Source organism: Pseudomonas sp. GV047, assembly GCF_003058245.1.
In the GTDB taxonomy this organism is placed as follows: domain Bacteria; phylum Pseudomonadota; class Gammaproteobacteria; order Pseudomonadales; family Pseudomonadaceae; genus Aquipseudomonas; species Aquipseudomonas marginalis.
Genome location: NZ_QCWA01000009.1, coordinates 1 through 14261 on the forward strand (window position 1 = coordinate 1; position 14261 = coordinate 14261).

16 protein-coding genes are annotated in these 14261 nt (G+C 63.1%); 9 read left to right on the forward strand and 7 right to left on the reverse strand.

Features of this window, described 5'->3' with window-relative positions; genetic code table 11:
• Window positions 1-360, forward strand: a 360-nt coding sequence (locus tag C8K58_RS21990; protein WP_178087838.1) for a ribonucleotide-diphosphate reductase subunit beta, incomplete at its 5' end; no start/stop codon positions are given.
• A 45-nt stretch (window positions 361-405) separates the two neighbouring features.
• Here C8K58_RS21990 and C8K58_RS21995 read toward each other — a convergent pair.
• Window positions 406-705 (reverse strand): putative quinol monooxygenase, encoded by a 300-nt coding sequence (locus C8K58_RS21995; RefSeq protein ID WP_098479661.1) that lies wholly within the window; start codon window positions 703-705, stop codon window positions 406-408.
• A gap of 194 nt (window positions 706-899) precedes the next feature.
• Here C8K58_RS21995 and C8K58_RS22000 point away from each other — a divergent pair, with 194 nt between their 5' ends.
• Window positions 900-1388, forward strand: a complete 489-nt coding sequence (locus C8K58_RS22000) for a DUF1289 domain-containing protein (protein ID WP_027606365.1) — start codon at window positions 900-902, stop codon at window positions 1386-1388.
• A gap of 24 nt (window positions 1389-1412) precedes the next feature.
• On the opposite strand, the gene mdeB is transcribed toward C8K58_RS22000, so the two are convergent.
• Window positions 1413-4091, reverse strand: coding sequence for an alpha-ketoglutarate dehydrogenase (gene mdeB, locus C8K58_RS22005; protein ID WP_108574315.1), 2679 nt, complete (start codon window positions 4089-4091; stop codon window positions 1413-1415).
• Window positions 4092-4282: 191 nt separating this feature from the next.
• Between mdeB and C8K58_RS22010 the strand changes: the two genes are divergently transcribed.
• The 3 genes from C8K58_RS22010 to C8K58_RS22020 all read left to right on the forward strand — a co-directional run bounded on the left by C8K58_RS22010 (window position 4283) and on the right by C8K58_RS22020 (window position 6971).
• Complete coding sequence (locus tag C8K58_RS22010) at window positions 4283-5209, forward strand: class I SAM-dependent methyltransferase (protein ID WP_108574316.1); 927 nt, start codon at window positions 4283-4285, stop codon at window positions 5207-5209.
• Between the two features lie 148 nt (window positions 5210-5357).
• Window positions 5358-6074 (forward strand): phosphatidylcholine synthase, encoded by a 717-nt coding sequence (gene pcsA, locus C8K58_RS22015; protein WP_027606368.1) that lies wholly within the window; start codon window positions 5358-5360, stop codon window positions 6072-6074.
• Window positions 6075-6191: 117 nt separating this feature from the next.
• Complete coding sequence (locus C8K58_RS22020) at window positions 6192-6971, forward strand: TSUP family transporter (RefSeq protein WP_108574317.1); 780 nt, start codon at window positions 6192-6194, stop codon at window positions 6969-6971.
• Here the strand turns inward: C8K58_RS22020 and nudC are convergent.
• Both nudC and C8K58_RS22030 read right to left on the reverse strand, forming a co-directional pair.
• Window positions 6939-7772 carry an NAD(+) diphosphatase gene (nudC, locus tag C8K58_RS22025; protein ID WP_108574318.1) on the reverse strand — a complete coding sequence of 278 codons (834 nt, stop codon included), beginning with the start codon at window positions 7770-7772 and terminating at the stop codon, window positions 6939-6941. The genes C8K58_RS22020 and nudC overlap by 33 nt on opposite strands.
• A gap of 5 nt (window positions 7773-7777) precedes the next feature.
• Window positions 7778-8590 carry a crotonase/enoyl-CoA hydratase family protein gene (locus C8K58_RS22030; protein ID WP_108574319.1) on the reverse strand — a complete coding sequence of 271 codons (813 nt, stop codon included), beginning with the start codon at window positions 8588-8590 and terminating at the stop codon, window positions 7778-7780.
• Window positions 8591-8775: 185 nt separating this feature from the next.
• Between C8K58_RS22030 and C8K58_RS22035 the strand changes: the two genes are divergently transcribed.
• The 3 genes from C8K58_RS22035 (at window position 8776) to C8K58_RS22045 (ending at window position 11099) form a co-directional block, all read left to right on the forward strand.
• Window positions 8776-9330 (forward strand): UPF0149 family protein, encoded by a 555-nt coding sequence (locus C8K58_RS22035; RefSeq protein ID WP_092357875.1) that lies wholly within the window; start codon window positions 8776-8778, stop codon window positions 9328-9330.
• Between the two features lie 90 nt (window positions 9331-9420).
• Window positions 9421-10677: a 3-phosphoshikimate 1-carboxyvinyltransferase gene (locus C8K58_RS22040; protein WP_027606373.1), complete on the forward strand. Its 1257-nt coding sequence runs from the start codon at window positions 9421-9423 to the stop codon at window positions 10675-10677.
• A 32-nt stretch (window positions 10678-10709) separates the two neighbouring features.
• Entirely contained in the window at window positions 10710-11099 is a 390-nt protein-coding gene (locus C8K58_RS22045) for a hypothetical protein (protein ID WP_027606374.1), read from the forward strand.
• Between the two features lies 1 nt (window position 11100).
• On the opposite strand, the gene C8K58_RS22050 is transcribed toward C8K58_RS22045, so the two are convergent.
• Window positions 11101-11700, reverse strand: a complete 600-nt coding sequence (locus C8K58_RS22050) for an NAD(P)H-dependent oxidoreductase (RefSeq protein ID WP_027606375.1) — start codon at window positions 11698-11700, stop codon at window positions 11101-11103.
• A 72-nt stretch (window positions 11701-11772) separates the two neighbouring features.
• Here C8K58_RS22050 and C8K58_RS22055 point away from each other — a divergent pair, with 72 nt between their 5' ends.
• The gene (locus C8K58_RS22055; protein ID WP_027606376.1) at window positions 11773-12366 is read left to right on the forward strand and encodes a TetR/AcrR family transcriptional regulator; all 594 of its coding nucleotides are present in this window, start codon (window positions 11773-11775) and stop codon (window positions 12364-12366) included.
• Window positions 12367-12607: 241 nt separating this feature from the next.
• On the opposite strand, the gene C8K58_RS22060 is transcribed toward C8K58_RS22055, so the two are convergent.
• Window positions 12608-13273 carry a GNAT family N-acetyltransferase gene (locus C8K58_RS22060; RefSeq protein ID WP_027606377.1) on the reverse strand — a complete coding sequence of 222 codons (666 nt, stop codon included), beginning with the start codon at window positions 13271-13273 and terminating at the stop codon, window positions 12608-12610.
• Window positions 13274-13329: 56 nt separating this feature from the next.
• The gene (locus tag C8K58_RS22065; RefSeq protein ID WP_027606378.1) at window positions 13330-14214 is read right to left on the reverse strand and encodes a LysR family transcriptional regulator; all 885 of its coding nucleotides are present in this window, start codon (window positions 14212-14214) and stop codon (window positions 13330-13332) included.
• Window positions 14215-14261: the final 47 nt, after the last annotated feature.

A 14261-nucleotide genomic window follows, 5' to 3' on the forward strand; every position in this document is an offset into this window, starting at 1 on the left:
CACCTGAACTTCGGTATCGATGTGATCAACCAGATCAAGATCGAAAACCCGCACTTGTGGGATGCCGAGATGAAGGAAGAAGCGACCCAGATGATCCTGCAGGGGACTCAGCTGGAGATTGAATATGCGCGGGATACCATGCCGCGTGGCGTGCTGGGGATGAATGCGGCGATGATGGAGGATTACCTCAAGTTCATCGCTAACCGCCGCCTGTCGCAGATCGGCTTGAAGGAAGAGTATCCGGGGACGACCAACCCGTTCCCATGGATGAGCGAGATCATGGACTTGAAGAAAGAGAAGAATTTCTTTGAGACTCGGGTTATTGAGTATCAGACCGGCGGCGCATTAAGCTGGGATTAACCCCGCAGCCCCATGGACCGTAGCATCACGGTCCATGGGCGGGGTTCAGTCCGAGACCTGCTCCAGAAAGATCAACTGCAAAGGCTCATCGAGCCAGTCATCCGCCGCTGCGGCGAAGCGCTGGAAGTATGGCGTCGCAAAATGCGCATCGAGTGCCGCCTGGTCCTTGAACGCCTCACGCATGTAGAACGTACCGGGTTCGTCCCGCTGCTCGAACAACACATAGTCAAGGTTGCCTGGTTCGGTGCGCGTCGGCTCGATCAGGTTCAACAAGCCTGCTTTAAGGGCCTGTTGCTTGCCGGGTTTGGCCTTGAGTACGGCGAGGGAAACCAGGGGTTTGTGCATGGCAGTGACTCTTTCACGGGGTGGGCTGGTACATCCGGCAAGGGCAGCAACCATCAGGGCGCTTAGCCAATAACCTGAAGCGTTGATCGGGTTTTTCATGCTGGGTGCTCTCAGTGGACTGGGGGCATCGTTGTCCACCTGGCAATAAAGAAACACCGACAAAACCCGCTTACACTTTCTTCAAAGGCTTGAAAATGCCTCACACCATCAAGACCCCCTGCGTCGGCCTGTGCTCCACCGTTTACGGCGACCTGGTCTGCCGGGGCTGCAAGCGTTATCACCATGAAGTGATCCAGTGGAATGGCTACAACGCCGAGGAAAAGCAGGCGGTATGGCTGCGCCTTGAGCAATTGCTGGTGCAGGTGATGGCCAGCAAGCTGGAAGTGTTCGACCCCCAGCGCCTGCGCCAACAACTGGAAGACCGCAAGATTCGCTTTATGCCGCACCAGTCGCCGTATTGCTGGGCGTACCAGCTGATTGCCCGGGGCGCGCGGGTGATTTCCAGGCTGGACGCCTATGGCTTGGCGTTGTTGCCGGAGTTTCGCGAACGCAGCCTGGCGGATTTGCGCGATGCCATTGACCGGGAGTTTTTCCTGCTGTCCGAGGCGCATTACGAGCGGTATATCGCCCCGGGGTTTATACGCGAAGTGTTCGGTCAGCCTCTCATCGCCAGCAGCATGTGACCGTCGTAGCAGCTGCCGAGGGAATCAGCAGGTCCAGGAAGCTGCGCGATCCACCTGCAAGCCATACCGCTCAATCGCCTGCTGGCACACGTGCCGCTCAAGACTGCCCTGCTCCACCAACGCGGTAAGCGCCGCCAGCACGATGTGATGCCGATCCACCTCAAAGAAATCCCGCAGCGCCGCCCGTGTATCACTGCGACCAAACCCGTCGGTGCCGAGCACGGTGTAGCTCGAGTCCAGATAGGACGCAATCATCTGCGGTACTGCGCGTACGTAGTCGGACACGGCAACCACTGGCGCACCTGCCGGCAAGCAGTCATTCAGGTGACTGACGCGCTTGCCGGCCTGCGGATGCAAGCGGTTCCAGCGTTCCACTTCCCGCGCCTCCCGTGCCAGTTCGCTGAAACTGGTCACGCTGTACACCTCGCTCGCCACGTGCCAATCCTCAGCCAGTAACCGCGCGGCGGCCTGGGCTTCACGCAGCAAGGTGCCCGAACCGAGCAGGCGTACCCAGGCGTCAGCGGCGCCTTCCAGGCGATACAGGCCCTTGATGACCGCCGCCTCCACGCCTGCGGGCAGGCTTGGCTGCGGGTAGTTTTCGTTCATCAGGGTCACGTAGTAGAACTCGTCCACATCCTGTTCCAGCATCTGGCGCATGCCGTGGTCGAGGATCACCGCAAATTCCCCGGCAAACGCCGGATCGTAGGCGCGGCAGTTGGGCACGGTGGCGGCGGTGAGATGGCTGCTGCCGTCCTGGTGCTGCAAGCCCTCACCGCCGAGTGTGGTCCGCCCGGCCGTGGCACCGAGCAGGAAGCCACGGGCGCGCTGGTCGGCGGCGGCCCAGATCAGGTCGCCGACGCGCTGGAAGCCGAACATCGAGTAATAGATGTAGAACGGCAGCATGCGCAGGCCATGCACCGAATAGCTGGTGGCCGCCGCGACCCAGGAACTGATGGCACTGGCCTCGCTGATGCCTTCTTCAAGAATCTGCCCGTCGGTGGCTTCGCGGTAGCTGAGGATCGAACCGATGTCTTCCGGCTCATAGCGCTGGCCGACGCTGGAATAGATGCCGATCTGCTTGAACAGGTTGGCCATGCCGAAGGTGCGCGCCTCATCCGCCACGATGGGCACGATGCGCGGCCCGAGCGCCTTGTCCTTGAGCAGGTTGGTCAGCATGCGCACGAAGGCCATGGTGGTGGACATTTCCTTGCCGTCGGCCGCCGTGGCGAAACCGGCGTAACCGCTCACGGGCGGGACGTTCACCGGTGCTGCGGCCTTGCTACGGCTGGGCACGTAGCCGCCCAGGGCCGTGCGCCGCTGATGCAGGTAGCGCAATTCGAGGCTGTCATCCGCAGGCTTGAAGAAGCTCAGCGACTCGGCCTGTTCATCGCTCAGCGGCAACTGGAAGCGGTTGCGGAACGCGAGCAGCGCCTCGCGATCGAGCTTCTTCTGCTGGTGAGTGGTCATCTTGCCCTGCCCGGCCTCGCCCATGCCGAAACCCTTTTTGGTCTGGGCCAGGATCACCGTGGGCTTGCCCTTGACCCGGCGCGCTGCGTGATAGGCGGCATGGATCTTGACCATGTCGTGGCCGCCACGCTTGAGCCGGTCGATCTGCTCATCGCTCATGCCCTCGACCAGGCTGGCCAGCGCCGCGCTCTGGCCGAAGAAGTGTTCGCGGTTGTAGGCCCCGTCCTTGGCGGCGAAGGTCTGGAATTGGCCGTCCACGGTGCTCGACAACGTGTTGACCAGGGAGCCGTCGGCGTCCTTGGCGAGCAAGGGGTCCCAGTCCGAACCCCAGACCAACTTGATCACGTTCCAGCCCGCCCCCGCGAACAATGCCTCCAGCTCGTCGATGATCCGCCCGTTGCCACGCACCGGGCCGTCGAGGCGTTGCAGGTTGCAGTTGACCACCCAGGTCAGGTTGTCGAGGCCTTCGCGCGCGGCCAGGGTCAGGGCCGACATGCTTTCCGGCTCGTCCATCTCGCCGTCGCCGAAGACACCCCACACGTGACGCTCGGCGGTGTCCTGCAGGCCGCGATGCTGCAGATAGCGCATGAAGCGCGCCTGGAAAATCGAACTGATGGGGCCAATGCCCATGGAACCGGTGGGGAACTGCCAGAAGTCCGGCATCAACCACGGATGCGGGTAGCTGCACAGCCCACGCGCCCCGGCCTTGGCGCCACCGAGTTCCTGGCGATAGTGGGCCAGGTCGTCCGCGCTCAAGCGCCCTTCAAGGAAGGCGCGCGCATAAATGCCGGGGGCCGAATGCGGCTGGTAGAACACCAGGTCGCCGCCAAAGTCGTGATTGCGGGCGCGGAAAAAGTGATTGAAACCCACCTCGAACAAATCCGCCGCACTGGCGTAACTGGCAATGTGGCCACCGAGCTCGCCATAGGCCTGGTTGGCCCGCACCACCATGGCCAGGGCGTTCCAGCGTACCAGCGAGGCCAGGCGCTCTTCGGTGGCCAGGTCGCCGGGAAACGCCGGTTGCTGCTCGACGCTGATGCTATTGATGTAGGGCGTGCCGTGGCGGGGTTTCCAGTCGATGTGCGCAGCGCTGGCATCGCGGGCCAGCAGGTCGAGGATCTGCCGAGCGCGCTCAGGGCCGGCATTGGCTACCAGCGACGCCAGCGCGTCACGCCATTCGTCGAGCTCTGGTTGATCCAGGGCTGTGTGATTCACTGCACTCGCGAAACCGTTCATGGGCACCTCCGGGCTTTTTTTCCAGTTTATGTCGGTGCCTGGGGATTTTTTGCCTGTTATCAGGCGCAGCTTGCAGAATTTTGAGCATGAATCACTGCCCATGGGCTTTTTCCCAGCACGTTGTGCTCAAACAACCCGAAACCTCACCAGTGTGTTTAAAATGCCGCCCGCTCAATGACCGACGCTCAACGATGAACCCAGACGCACTCGCTACCCTGCACGCCCACCTGCTCACCGCCCTGGCCAACCCGCCGGCTGAAACCCGGCGCCTGTTCCATGGCCGTGGCCGCTGCTGGCCGGGCCTGGAGCAATTGACCGTGGACTGGCTGCAAGGCGTGGTGCTGGTCGCGCTGTTCAAAGAGCCCGAAGCGCCCCACCTGGAGGGGTTGAAACAGCTGTTGATCGACTTCGACTGGGGCCAATCCGGCGCCCACAGCGTGGCGCTGCAACACCGCTACCTGCCGCAAAGCACCACGGAATGGCTGGTGGGCGCAGCCATCGACGAGCTGACCATCACCGAAGGCGGCCTGCGTTACCTCATCGACCTGGGCAAAAAGCAGAACAGCGGGCTGTTCCTCGACATGCGCTACGGCCGCAACTGGGTGCGCGAACAGGCCAAGGGCCAGCGGGTGCTCAACCTGTTTGCCTACACCTGCGGCTTCTCGGTCGCGGCCATCGAGGGCGGCGCCAGCCACGTGGTGAACCTGGACATGGCCCGTGGCGCCCTGAGCCGCGGCCGCGATAACCACCGCCTGAACGGTCATGACCTGAGCAAGGTCACCTTCCTCGGCCACGACCTGTTCAAATCCTGGGCCAAGGTCACCCACAGCGGCCCCTACGACCTGGTGATCATCGACCCGCCGTCCTTCCAGAAAGGCAGCTTCCTGCTGACCAAGGACTACCAGCGTGTACTGCGTCGCCTGCCGGATTTACTCACGGCCCAGGGCACTGTCCTGGCGTGCATGAACGACCCGGCCTTCGGCGAAGACTTCCTGATCGACGGCGTCACCCGCGAAGCACCGGGCCTGCGCTTTATTGAACGGCTGGAAAACCCGCCGGAATTTCCGGATATCGACACGCAAAGTGGCCTCAAGGCACTGGTGTTTCGCCAAGGCTGATGCCGAAACGTCCTACGCTTGCTACGCTATGTGATGCGCCGGGCGGTGAACCTTATGACCCCCTTCCCGGTCGATACCTGCATTCCCCGGCCAGACTCGACAGCGTCACGTTGTCGGCTGCCCCGTTTCACCTTTTGGAGAACCGCCCGTGATATCGACCCTGCATGTAGCCAGAATCAAAGCCTGGGGCGCCCACGGCTTTACCGCCACCGGTGTGGTATTGGCCTTCCTGGCCACCCTGGCGCTGCTGGAAAACTCCCCCAAGGCCTGCCTGCTCTGGCTGGGCCTGGCCCTGGTGGTAGACGGCGTGGATGGTTCCCTGGCGCGACGGGTGAATGTCAGCACGGTATTGCCCAGCTTTGACGGCTCGGTACTGGACCTGGTGATCGATTACCTCACCTATGTGTTTATTCCGGCCCTGTTTATCTACCGCTATATCGACCTGCCGGACTTTACCCACCTGTTCACGGTGTCGGTGATCCTGGTTTCATCGCTGTTCTGCTTCTGCAACGTGAACATGAAGAGCAAGGACAACTACTTCGTCGGCTTCCCCGCCGCCTGGAACGTGGTGGCCTTGTGCGTATACATCATCCAGCCGGACGCCTGGGTCACCTTGCTGACCGTGATCGGCCTGGCCCTGCTGACCGTGACGCCGATGAAGTTCCTGCACCCGTTCCGGGTCAAGCGCTTCATGCCGATCAATATCGCAGTGACCACCATCTGGTTGCTCTGCAGCTTCTTGATGGTGGTGGATTATCCCAACACCAACCCGTGGACGTTTGGGTTGTGGTCGGTGATGTCCGCGTATTTCCTCGGAATCTGCGTGTGGCGCACGGCGCTGGAGTGGATGGGAACCCACAAATAGCCAGATGAACACCGTTCAACTGTGGGAGAGGGCTTGCTCCCACAGTTGGTTCTGCGCACATCAGGCGGGTAAGATGGCGACCCTTCGCACAGCGCCCTGCCAACCATAAGCCCTCCCATGCCTTTCGAACTCAGCGTAGACCTCACCACCCTCGCCATTCTCGCCGTCGTGGCCTTTATCGCCGGCTTTATCGACGCCATCGCCGGCGGCGGCGGCCTGCTTACCACCCCGGCGCTGCTCACCGCCGGGATGCCGCCCCACCTGGTACTGGGCACCAACAAGCTCAGCTCCACCTTCGGTTCGGCCACGGCCAGTTTCACCTTCTACCGTCGCAAGCTGTTCCACCCGCGCCAGTGGGTGCATGCGATCGTCGGCACCTTGATCGGTGCGCTGGCCGGTGCGGTGGTTGCCCACTACCTGCCCGCCGAAACCCTCAACAAAATGCTGCCGGTGATCGTATTCGCTTGCGGTGTGTATTTGCTGTTTGGTGGCACGCCCAAGGCACCGCTGGACGCCGACGCGCCGATCAAGAAGAAATGGCAAGGCGCCCAGGGTTTCGGCCTGGGCTTCTACGACGGCGTGGCGGGCCCCGGCACCGGTGCGTTCTGGACCGTGAGCACCCTGCTGTTGCACCCCATCGACCTGGTGAAGGCCAGCGGCGTGGCGCGCAGCATGAACTTCGTCAGCAACGCGGCGGCGCTGTCGGTGTTTATCTTCAACGGCTCGGTGGATTGGATTGTCGGCCTGGCGATGGGCGTGTCGGTGATGGGTGGCGCATTCTTTGGCGCCCGCAGCGCGATCAGCGGCGGCGCCAAATTCATTCGCCCGGTGTTTATCACCGTGGTTCTCGGCCTGACCGTGCGCCTAGCCTGGCAGCACTGGTTCAGCGTGGCCTAGGCGACGGGCCACATAAAGGTCGATCAGGTAACGCGCAATCGAGCGTGAAGCCGGCAGCGGCGGCAGGTCATGGATGCTGAACCACTGCGCGTCCTCGATCTCGTCGGCCTGGGGCACGATGTCGCCACCGGCGTACTCGGCATGGAAGCCCAGCATCATCGAATGGGGGAACGGCCAGCACTGGCTGCCCATGTACTGGATGTTCCTGACCTCCACCTGCACTTCTTCGCGCACCTCGCGGATCAGGCAGTCCTCGGCCGACTCACCCGGCTCGGCAAAGCCCGCCAAGGTGCTGTAGACCCCGGTGACAAAACGCGGCGAGCGCGCCAGCAGGATCTCGTCGCCACGGGTCACCAGCACGATCATGCTCGGCGAAATCCGTGGGTAGCTGCGCAGGTCGCAGGCCTGGCAATACATCGCCCGTTCCCGTGGCACCTGGACCATGGCCTGGCCGCAACTGCCGCAGAACCGATGCTCCCGCGCCCAGGTGCCGATCTGCGCGGCGTAGCCCAGCACTTTGTAGAGGGTGTGATCACCTTGCAGCATGAAGCCGCGCAGGCCCTGCCAGCTGCAACCCGGCACTTCGCCCGCCGAATCGAGTTCCAGCAGGTACACCGGCTCACCGTCGAGGTGGCCGATGCCGTGTTCGGCAAACACCGATAGCTCCTGGCGCTTGAGCCATTCCCGAGGGAACAGCGGGCCGTTGGCATCATGCAAAAAGCCCTCGCGGCTGCGGGCGACGGCCCAGCCGCCGGGGGCGTCGTTGTCCAGCAGCGTTGTGGTAATCCAGCCTGGGGTCATGTCAGTCAATCCACGAATTCGGGTTTCTGCTTGCTCATATGGGCCGCGATGGCCACGCGCAAGTCGTTGGATTGCAACATAGCCGAGTTCCAGGTGGCAACGTATTCCAGACCGTCATTGACCGTATGGTCACGCATGTAGCTGATCATGGCCTTGGTGCCGGTGACCGCAATCGGCGACTTGGCGGCGATTTCATGGGCGATCTCGAACACCCCGGCCAGCAGGCTGTCCCGGTCGGCATACACGCGATTGACCAAACCGATGCTGCGCGCTTCCTCGGCGCCGAACGTGCGACCGGTGTAGGCCAGCTCACGCAGCATGCCGTCGCCGATGATGCGTGGCAGGCGTTGCAGGGTGCCGACGTCGGCGGCCATGCCGATGTCGATTTCCTTGATCGAGAATTGCGCGTCTTCAGCCGCGTAGCGCATGTCGCAGGCGCTGATCAGGTCGATGGCGCCACCGATGCAGTAACCCTGGATCGCCGCCAGTACCGGCTTGCGGCAGTTATCGACGGCGTTGAACGAGGCTTGCAGCTCGAGGATCTTGCGCCGCAGCAGGCGCGCATTGCGGCCCACATCCTTGCCGAAGTCGTTGGCCACCGAGGCCAGCATCATCAGGTCGATGCCCGAGGAAAAATGCTTGCCGGCACCGCTGAGCACCACGGCGCGTACGGCGTCGGTGTCTTCGATCCATTGGAAGATGTCGATGATCTCGGTCCAGAACGCGGCGTTCATCGCGTTGATCTTTTCCGGGCGGTTGATCTGCACATGGGCTACGTTGCCGCTGAGTTCGACGACGAAAGCTTGGTATTCGGACATGGCAGTGATCCCTGGCTGGCGAGTGATAAGGCCTGAACTATAACAAGGGTACGTGACGGCGCATCGGCCAAAAGCGGGACTGGCAACGGCGATGGAAAAGACGCTGGATAAAAGCCCCGGCACACGCCATCCTTCGCGCTTTGAGCCGCCCCATCAGCGGCGTTCGACGTTTAAAGGATATGCCCATGCACACCCAACCCCTCGCCCCCGCCGATTTCGAATTCATCGAAGAAACCCTGTTGAAATACGGCGACGACCATTCGGTGCTGAACCTGGCCGAACTCGACGGCTACTTCACCGCGCTGGTGTCCAGCCCGGCACAGGTGGACATCGCCGAGTGGTTCCCGGCGATCTGGGGCGGGCAGAACCCGGAGTGGGAAAGCGCCGAAGAGGCCCAGCAGTTCCTTGACCTGTGCGTGCGTCATATCAACACCCTGGCCGCACAACTGGCGACTGACGCCAAGGCCTTTAAGGCACGCTTCGATGAAACCGAACACCAGGACCAAGTCGTGACCCTCGCCGAAGAATGGTGCTTTGGTTATATCCGTGGCGCCGCTATCGGCAATTGGCCTGAGTTGCCCGCGGAGCAGGCAGCGAACCTGGAGAAAATCTCCTGGTGCGCCGAGCAGGACAACTTCGAGTTGCCCGCCGACCTGGATGTGAAGCTGCATCAGCAACGGGTCAGCGCTATCGAACCGGCCGCACGGGCACTGCACGATTACTGGTTGAGCAAGCGCTAGACCTCGACAAGCACCGCACCTTTGGCCGATTATTCGGGTCCGCCCGTCGGCCACTCCGTACCACCTTGCCTTGATCAGGAGCCTTGCACCTTGAGTTCGCAGAAAACCGTGACCGTTACACCGCCCAACTTCCCCCTGAATGGCAAGGTCGCGCCCCCCGGCTCCAAATCCATTACCAACCGTGCCTTGCTGCTGGCGGCCCTGGCCAAAGGCACCAGCCGCCTGAGCGGCGCCCTGAAGAGCGATGACACCCGGCATATGTCGGTGGCCCTGCGCCAGATGGGCGTGACCATCGACGAGCCGGACGACACCACCTTCGTGGTCACCGGCACCGGCAAGCTGCAATTGCCGGCGCAGCCGTTGTTCCTCGGCAATGCCGGCACCGCCATGCGCTTCCTGACGGCCGCCGTGGCTACCGTGCAAGGCACCGTGGTACTGGACGGCGACGAGTATATGCAGAAACGTCCGATCGGCCCGCTGCTGGCCACCCTCGGCCGGAACGGTATCCAGGTCGACAGCCCGACCGGTTGCCCACCGGTGACGGTGCACGGCGTGGGCACGGTCCAGGCCAGGCGCTTCGAGATCGACGGCGGCTTGTCCAGCCAGTATGTCTCCGCCCTGTTGATGCTCGCCGCCTGCGGCGAAGCGCCGATTGAAGTGGCACTGACCGGCAAGGACATCGGTGCCCGTGGCTACGTGGACCTGACCCTGGACTGCATGCGGGCCTTCGGCGCCCAGGTCGAGGTGGTCGACGACACCACCTGGCGCGTGGCCCCCACCGGCTACACCGCCCATGATTACCTGATCGAACCCGACGCGTCCGCCGCCACCTACTTGTGGGCTGCCGAAGTGTTGACCGGTGGCCGCATCGACATCGGCGTGGCCGCCCACGCCTTCACCCAACCGGACGCCAAGGCCCAGGCGGTGATCGCGCAGTTCCCGAATATGCAGGCCACCGTGGTGGGTTCGCAGATGCAGGACGCGATCCCGACCCTGGCGGTACTGGCCGCCTTCAACAACACCCCGGTGCGCTTCACGGAGCTGGCCAACCTGCGGGTCAAGGAATGCGATCGCGTACAGGCCCTGCATGACGGCCTCAATGCGATCCGTGCGGGCCTCGCCAGCATTGAAGGCGATGACCTGCTGGTCGCGGCCGACCCGGCGTTGGCCGGCACGTCGTGCAACGCCCTGATCGACACCCATGCCGACCACCGCATCGCCATGTGCTTTGCCCTGGCGGGGTTGAAAATCGCGGGGATCCGCATCCAGGACCCGGACTGCGTGGCCAAGACCTATCCTGGGTACTGGAAGGCCCTGGGCAGCCTTGGGGTCGCGTTGAGCGACTGACTCAACGGCGTCGGAATGGGGAGGTAAGGATCATGACCATTCGCCAACCCTGCCCACCCGGCGCCTGTGTCTGCGACCGTGAACAGCTGCTGGAGGCCCCCGGCGCCGACCTGCGTATCCTCAGCCTGACCCGCCAGGAAGAAAAACGCCTGGTCGAGCGCCTGGAAAACCTGCAAAGCCTGCAAGACCTGGAGCGCATGCAACAGCGGATGCACGAGTTATTGGGCATCCGCGTGCATATCGCGCTGGGGCACACCGAGGTCAAGAGCATGCGCGGCATCCAGATCGTCATCGACGAGCTGCCAGGCATGTGCCGCAAGACCCGGCAAGCGATCCCGGCGGCGATTCGCCGGGGCCTGGAGAAAAACCCGGAAATTGCCTACCGCCTGTTGGACGCCCACGACCTGTTTCGCGAAGGTTGAATCAACCGGCGACCGTCTCGGCCTCGAACAGCCTCTGCCCGATCGCTTTCGCCGTCTTCAGATGCGCCGGGGCCGCGCCGCCTTCCGAATCCAGCAACAGCTCGGACGTCACCACCTTCGCCCCGCAGTAATCGAAGATGCCGTAGTCGATTTGGGTGCGCATCGCCTTGGCGTAGCCATGACGGTCAAACGCGCTGTCATCCGCGCCGCCGAGGGCCAGCAAGTGCACCTGCAAATGCCGCAGTTTTTTCACCACCGGGGTATCCGGGCCGTAGTCGATCGCCCAGCCGTTGACGAACACACGGTCGACCCAGCCCTTGAGCAGGCCCGGCAGCGACCACCAGTAGATCGGGAACGCCAGCACCAAGGCATCGGCGCGCTCGATGCGCGCCTGTTCCGCCAGCACGTCGGCCGGGGGCGTGGCCTGGGTGCGGTGTACCCGGTGATCGGCGGCGGTGTAGCGCGGGTCGAAGCCTTCGGCGGCGAGGTCGGCGATTTCGAAGGTGTGGCCCTCAGCAGTCAGCCCGGCAGCCACCTGCGCGGCCACGGCGTGGGTGAGGGATTGTGGGTCGTGATGGGCAACGACGATGAGTGCGTGCATGACTTTGACTCCGTTTGGGTTTAAGCTACTTTTGGTAAGTTAACGCCAACAAGTTACTTTTGGTATATAAGCATGTCAAGCCCTGAATCCCCTGCCCCACGTCGTCGCCTGTCCCGTGAAGATCGCCTGCGTCAGTTATTGGAGGTGGCCTGGCAGCTGGTGCGCGAGGAAGGCACCGAAGCCCTGACCCTGGGCCGCCTGGCGGAACTGGCCGGCGTCACCAAACCGGTGGTCTACGACCATTTCGTCACCCGTGCCGGGCTGCTCGCCGCGCTGTATGAAGACTTCGACGCGCGTCAGACCCAGGTGTTTGCCGAAGCCCTCGACGCCAGCCGCGCGACCTTGGAAGAACGCGCCGGGGTGATCGCCTCGTGCTATGTCGATTGCGTGTTATTGCAGGGCCGGGAAATTCCGGGGGTGATTGCCGCACTGAGCAGCTCGCCGGAGCTGGAAGCGCTCAAGCGTAAGTACGAGGCGATTTTTCTCGACAAATGCCGTGCCGCATTGGAACCCTTTGGCCACGTATCACAGGCAGGATTAAGGGCGATGCTGGGCGCTGCGGAAGCGTTGTCCTACGCTGCGGCCAGTGGCGAGATCAGCCGTGAAGAGGCGCAAGATGAGTTGCTGGCGACCATCCTGGCAATGGTCAACCGCCCACGGCGTTGAAGACTGAAGAAGCTTCTGTGGTAAACGAACTTTGCTGTGGTGAGCAGACTTGTTGTGGTGAACAGGCTTGTTGTGGTGAGCGGGCTTGCCCCGCGCTGGGCTGCGAAGCGGCCCCAGAAACAGCCCCGGATCTGCCTGGCACACTGCAGCGCTCTTATCGGGGCCGCTTCGCAGCCCAGCGCGGGGCAAGCCCGCTCACCACAGAAGCCCGCTCACTACAAAAAAAGCCAACCAGGCCAGGCTAACGCCCTGCCACAAACAGCTGGACCTTGCGGGCCAGTTGATCGAGGTGCCGATCACGCTGTTTCTCGGCGTCCACCATCGCCCGCTTGCCATGTTTTTGCAGCAGGTAGGTATGGATCTGGCGTACCTCCAGCGAACTGTAGATCGCCGCCACATCCAACACGCCCATCAAGCCATCGGTGCCGTAGTCCCGGGTATTCATCAACACCTGGGTGCCCCGCGCACCCCGCACTTCAAACCCCATGGCCTCGAAGGCCGCTACCTTCTCCACGGCACAGGCCAACTCCGCATGGGGATAGCGCGCCAGCACGTCCGCCATCATCCCGCGCGCCACCCCCTGACGCCGGAAACCGGCCTGTACCGCCATAAAGGCAATGCCACAGGCTTCAGGATCGTCTTTCACCGGCAGGTACAGGCAAAAGCCAATCACCTGCTCCTCGAGCATCGCCACGATCAACTCAACGGCAATCCCCTTCGACCCGCCCACTGCCTCCAGGTACAGGTGCACCTCAAAGCCGATGGCGTATTGGTAGATGTTGTAGAGCAGGTTGCTCGGCGGCAGTGCGACGCTGCTGATGTCGGTGAGGTTGTCCACCACCATCTGCAGGATCTGGGCATTGATGGGCTCGGGGCACGGTGTGGTATAGCGGGTAAGGCTGAACATGCAGATTCCTGGGGTTTCGCGTCAAGGCAGCGGCGATTGTACCTGTTGCAGGCCGTTCAGTGCCCGCACACCTCACGCACGCACCCGCGCAACCAGCGGTGGGCCAGGTCGGCATCCAGCCGCGGATGCCAGAGCATCGCCACGGTGAACGGTGCCAGCGTCAACGGCAACGCAAAGCTGTAAAGGCCTTCGCGCTGATGGGCAGTGTAGCGTTCGGGCACGCTGGCAATCAGGTCGGTGTCGCGGGCCAGGGCGATGGCCGTGGCGAACCCGGCGACGATGGTGCCGATCTGCCGCGTCAAGCCCAGGGCTTCAAGCCCATCGTCGATCTGGCCGCGCTCCTGCCCGCGCCGCGAGACATAGACGTGCCGCCCCAGGGCAAACCGCTCGGCACTGATGTCGCCCTGGCTCAGGGGATGGCCGCTGCGCACCACGCCAATCAAACGGTCGCGAAACAGCGCCTGGGTCAGCACTTCGGGGCTGGCGTCGGGGTCGACCACACCGGTCTCCAGGTCGACGCTGCCTTCGCGCAGCAACCTGCTGTCCTTGTCGGTCTTGCTGACGAAACGCAGGCGTACACCAGGCGCCTCCCGTGCGATGCGCGCCAGCAACGCGGGACCGAAGTTTTCGACGAACTCTTCACTGGTGCGCAAGGTGAACGTGCGCTCCACCTGGGCCAGGTCCAGGGCGTGTGCCGGGCGCAGCACTGCGTGGGCGTCCTGCACCAGGCGGCTGACCTGCTCACGCAATGCCTGCGCCCGCGGCGTCGGCACCAGCCCGCGCCCGGCGCGGACCAACAGCGGATCGCCGGTGGTCTCACGCAAGCGCGCCAGCGCCCGGCTCATGGCCGAGGGGCTCAACTGCAAGCGCTTGGCCGCTCGGGCGACACTGCCTTCGGCCAGCAAGACATCCAGGGTGATCAGCAGATTAAAGTCGGGCATGGGCGCTCCTTAGCAGGCGTTTGACGCAGGTATTAACTGCAAACCCT

Excerpts from the sequence above, each read along its gene's own strand:
- C8K58_RS21995 (WP_098479661.1), bottom strand. The coding sequence starts at position 705 with ATGCACAAACCCCTGGTTTCCCTCGCCGTACTCAAGGCCAAACCCGGC.
- C8K58_RS22000 (WP_027606365.1), top strand. The coding sequence starts at position 900 with ATGCCTCACACCATCAAGACCCCCTGCGTCGGCCTGTGCTCCACCGTT.
- mdeB (WP_108574315.1), bottom strand. The coding sequence starts at position 4,091 with ATGAACGGTTTCGCGAGTGCAGTGAATCACACAGCCCTGGATCAACCA.
- C8K58_RS22010 (WP_108574316.1), top strand. The coding sequence starts at position 4,283 with ATGAACCCAGACGCACTCGCTACCCTGCACGCCCACCTGCTCACCGCC.
- C8K58_RS22020 (WP_108574317.1), top strand. The coding sequence starts at position 6,192 with ATGCCTTTCGAACTCAGCGTAGACCTCACCACCCTCGCCATTCTCGCC.
- nudC (WP_108574318.1), bottom strand. The coding sequence starts at position 7,772 with ATGACCCCAGGCTGGATTACCACAACGCTGCTGGACAACGACGCCCCC.
- C8K58_RS22030 (WP_108574319.1), bottom strand. The coding sequence starts at position 8,590 with ATGTCCGAATACCAAGCTTTCGTCGTCGAACTCAGCGGCAACGTAGCC.
- C8K58_RS22035 (WP_092357875.1), top strand. The coding sequence starts at position 8,776 with ATGCACACCCAACCCCTCGCCCCCGCCGATTTCGAATTCATCGAAGAA.
- C8K58_RS22045 (WP_027606374.1), top strand. The coding sequence starts at position 10,710 with ATGACCATTCGCCAACCCTGCCCACCCGGCGCCTGTGTCTGCGACCGT.
- C8K58_RS22050 (WP_027606375.1), bottom strand. The coding sequence starts at position 11,700 with ATGCACGCACTCATCGTCGTTGCCCATCACGACCCACAATCCCTCACC.
- C8K58_RS22055 (WP_027606376.1), top strand. The coding sequence starts at position 11,773 with ATGTCAAGCCCTGAATCCCCTGCCCCACGTCGTCGCCTGTCCCGTGAA.
- C8K58_RS22060 (WP_027606377.1), bottom strand. The coding sequence starts at position 13,273 with ATGTTCAGCCTTACCCGCTATACCACACCGTGCCCCGAGCCCATCAAT.
- C8K58_RS22065 (WP_027606378.1), bottom strand. The coding sequence starts at position 14,214 with ATGCCCGACTTTAATCTGCTGATCACCCTGGATGTCTTGCTGGCCGAA.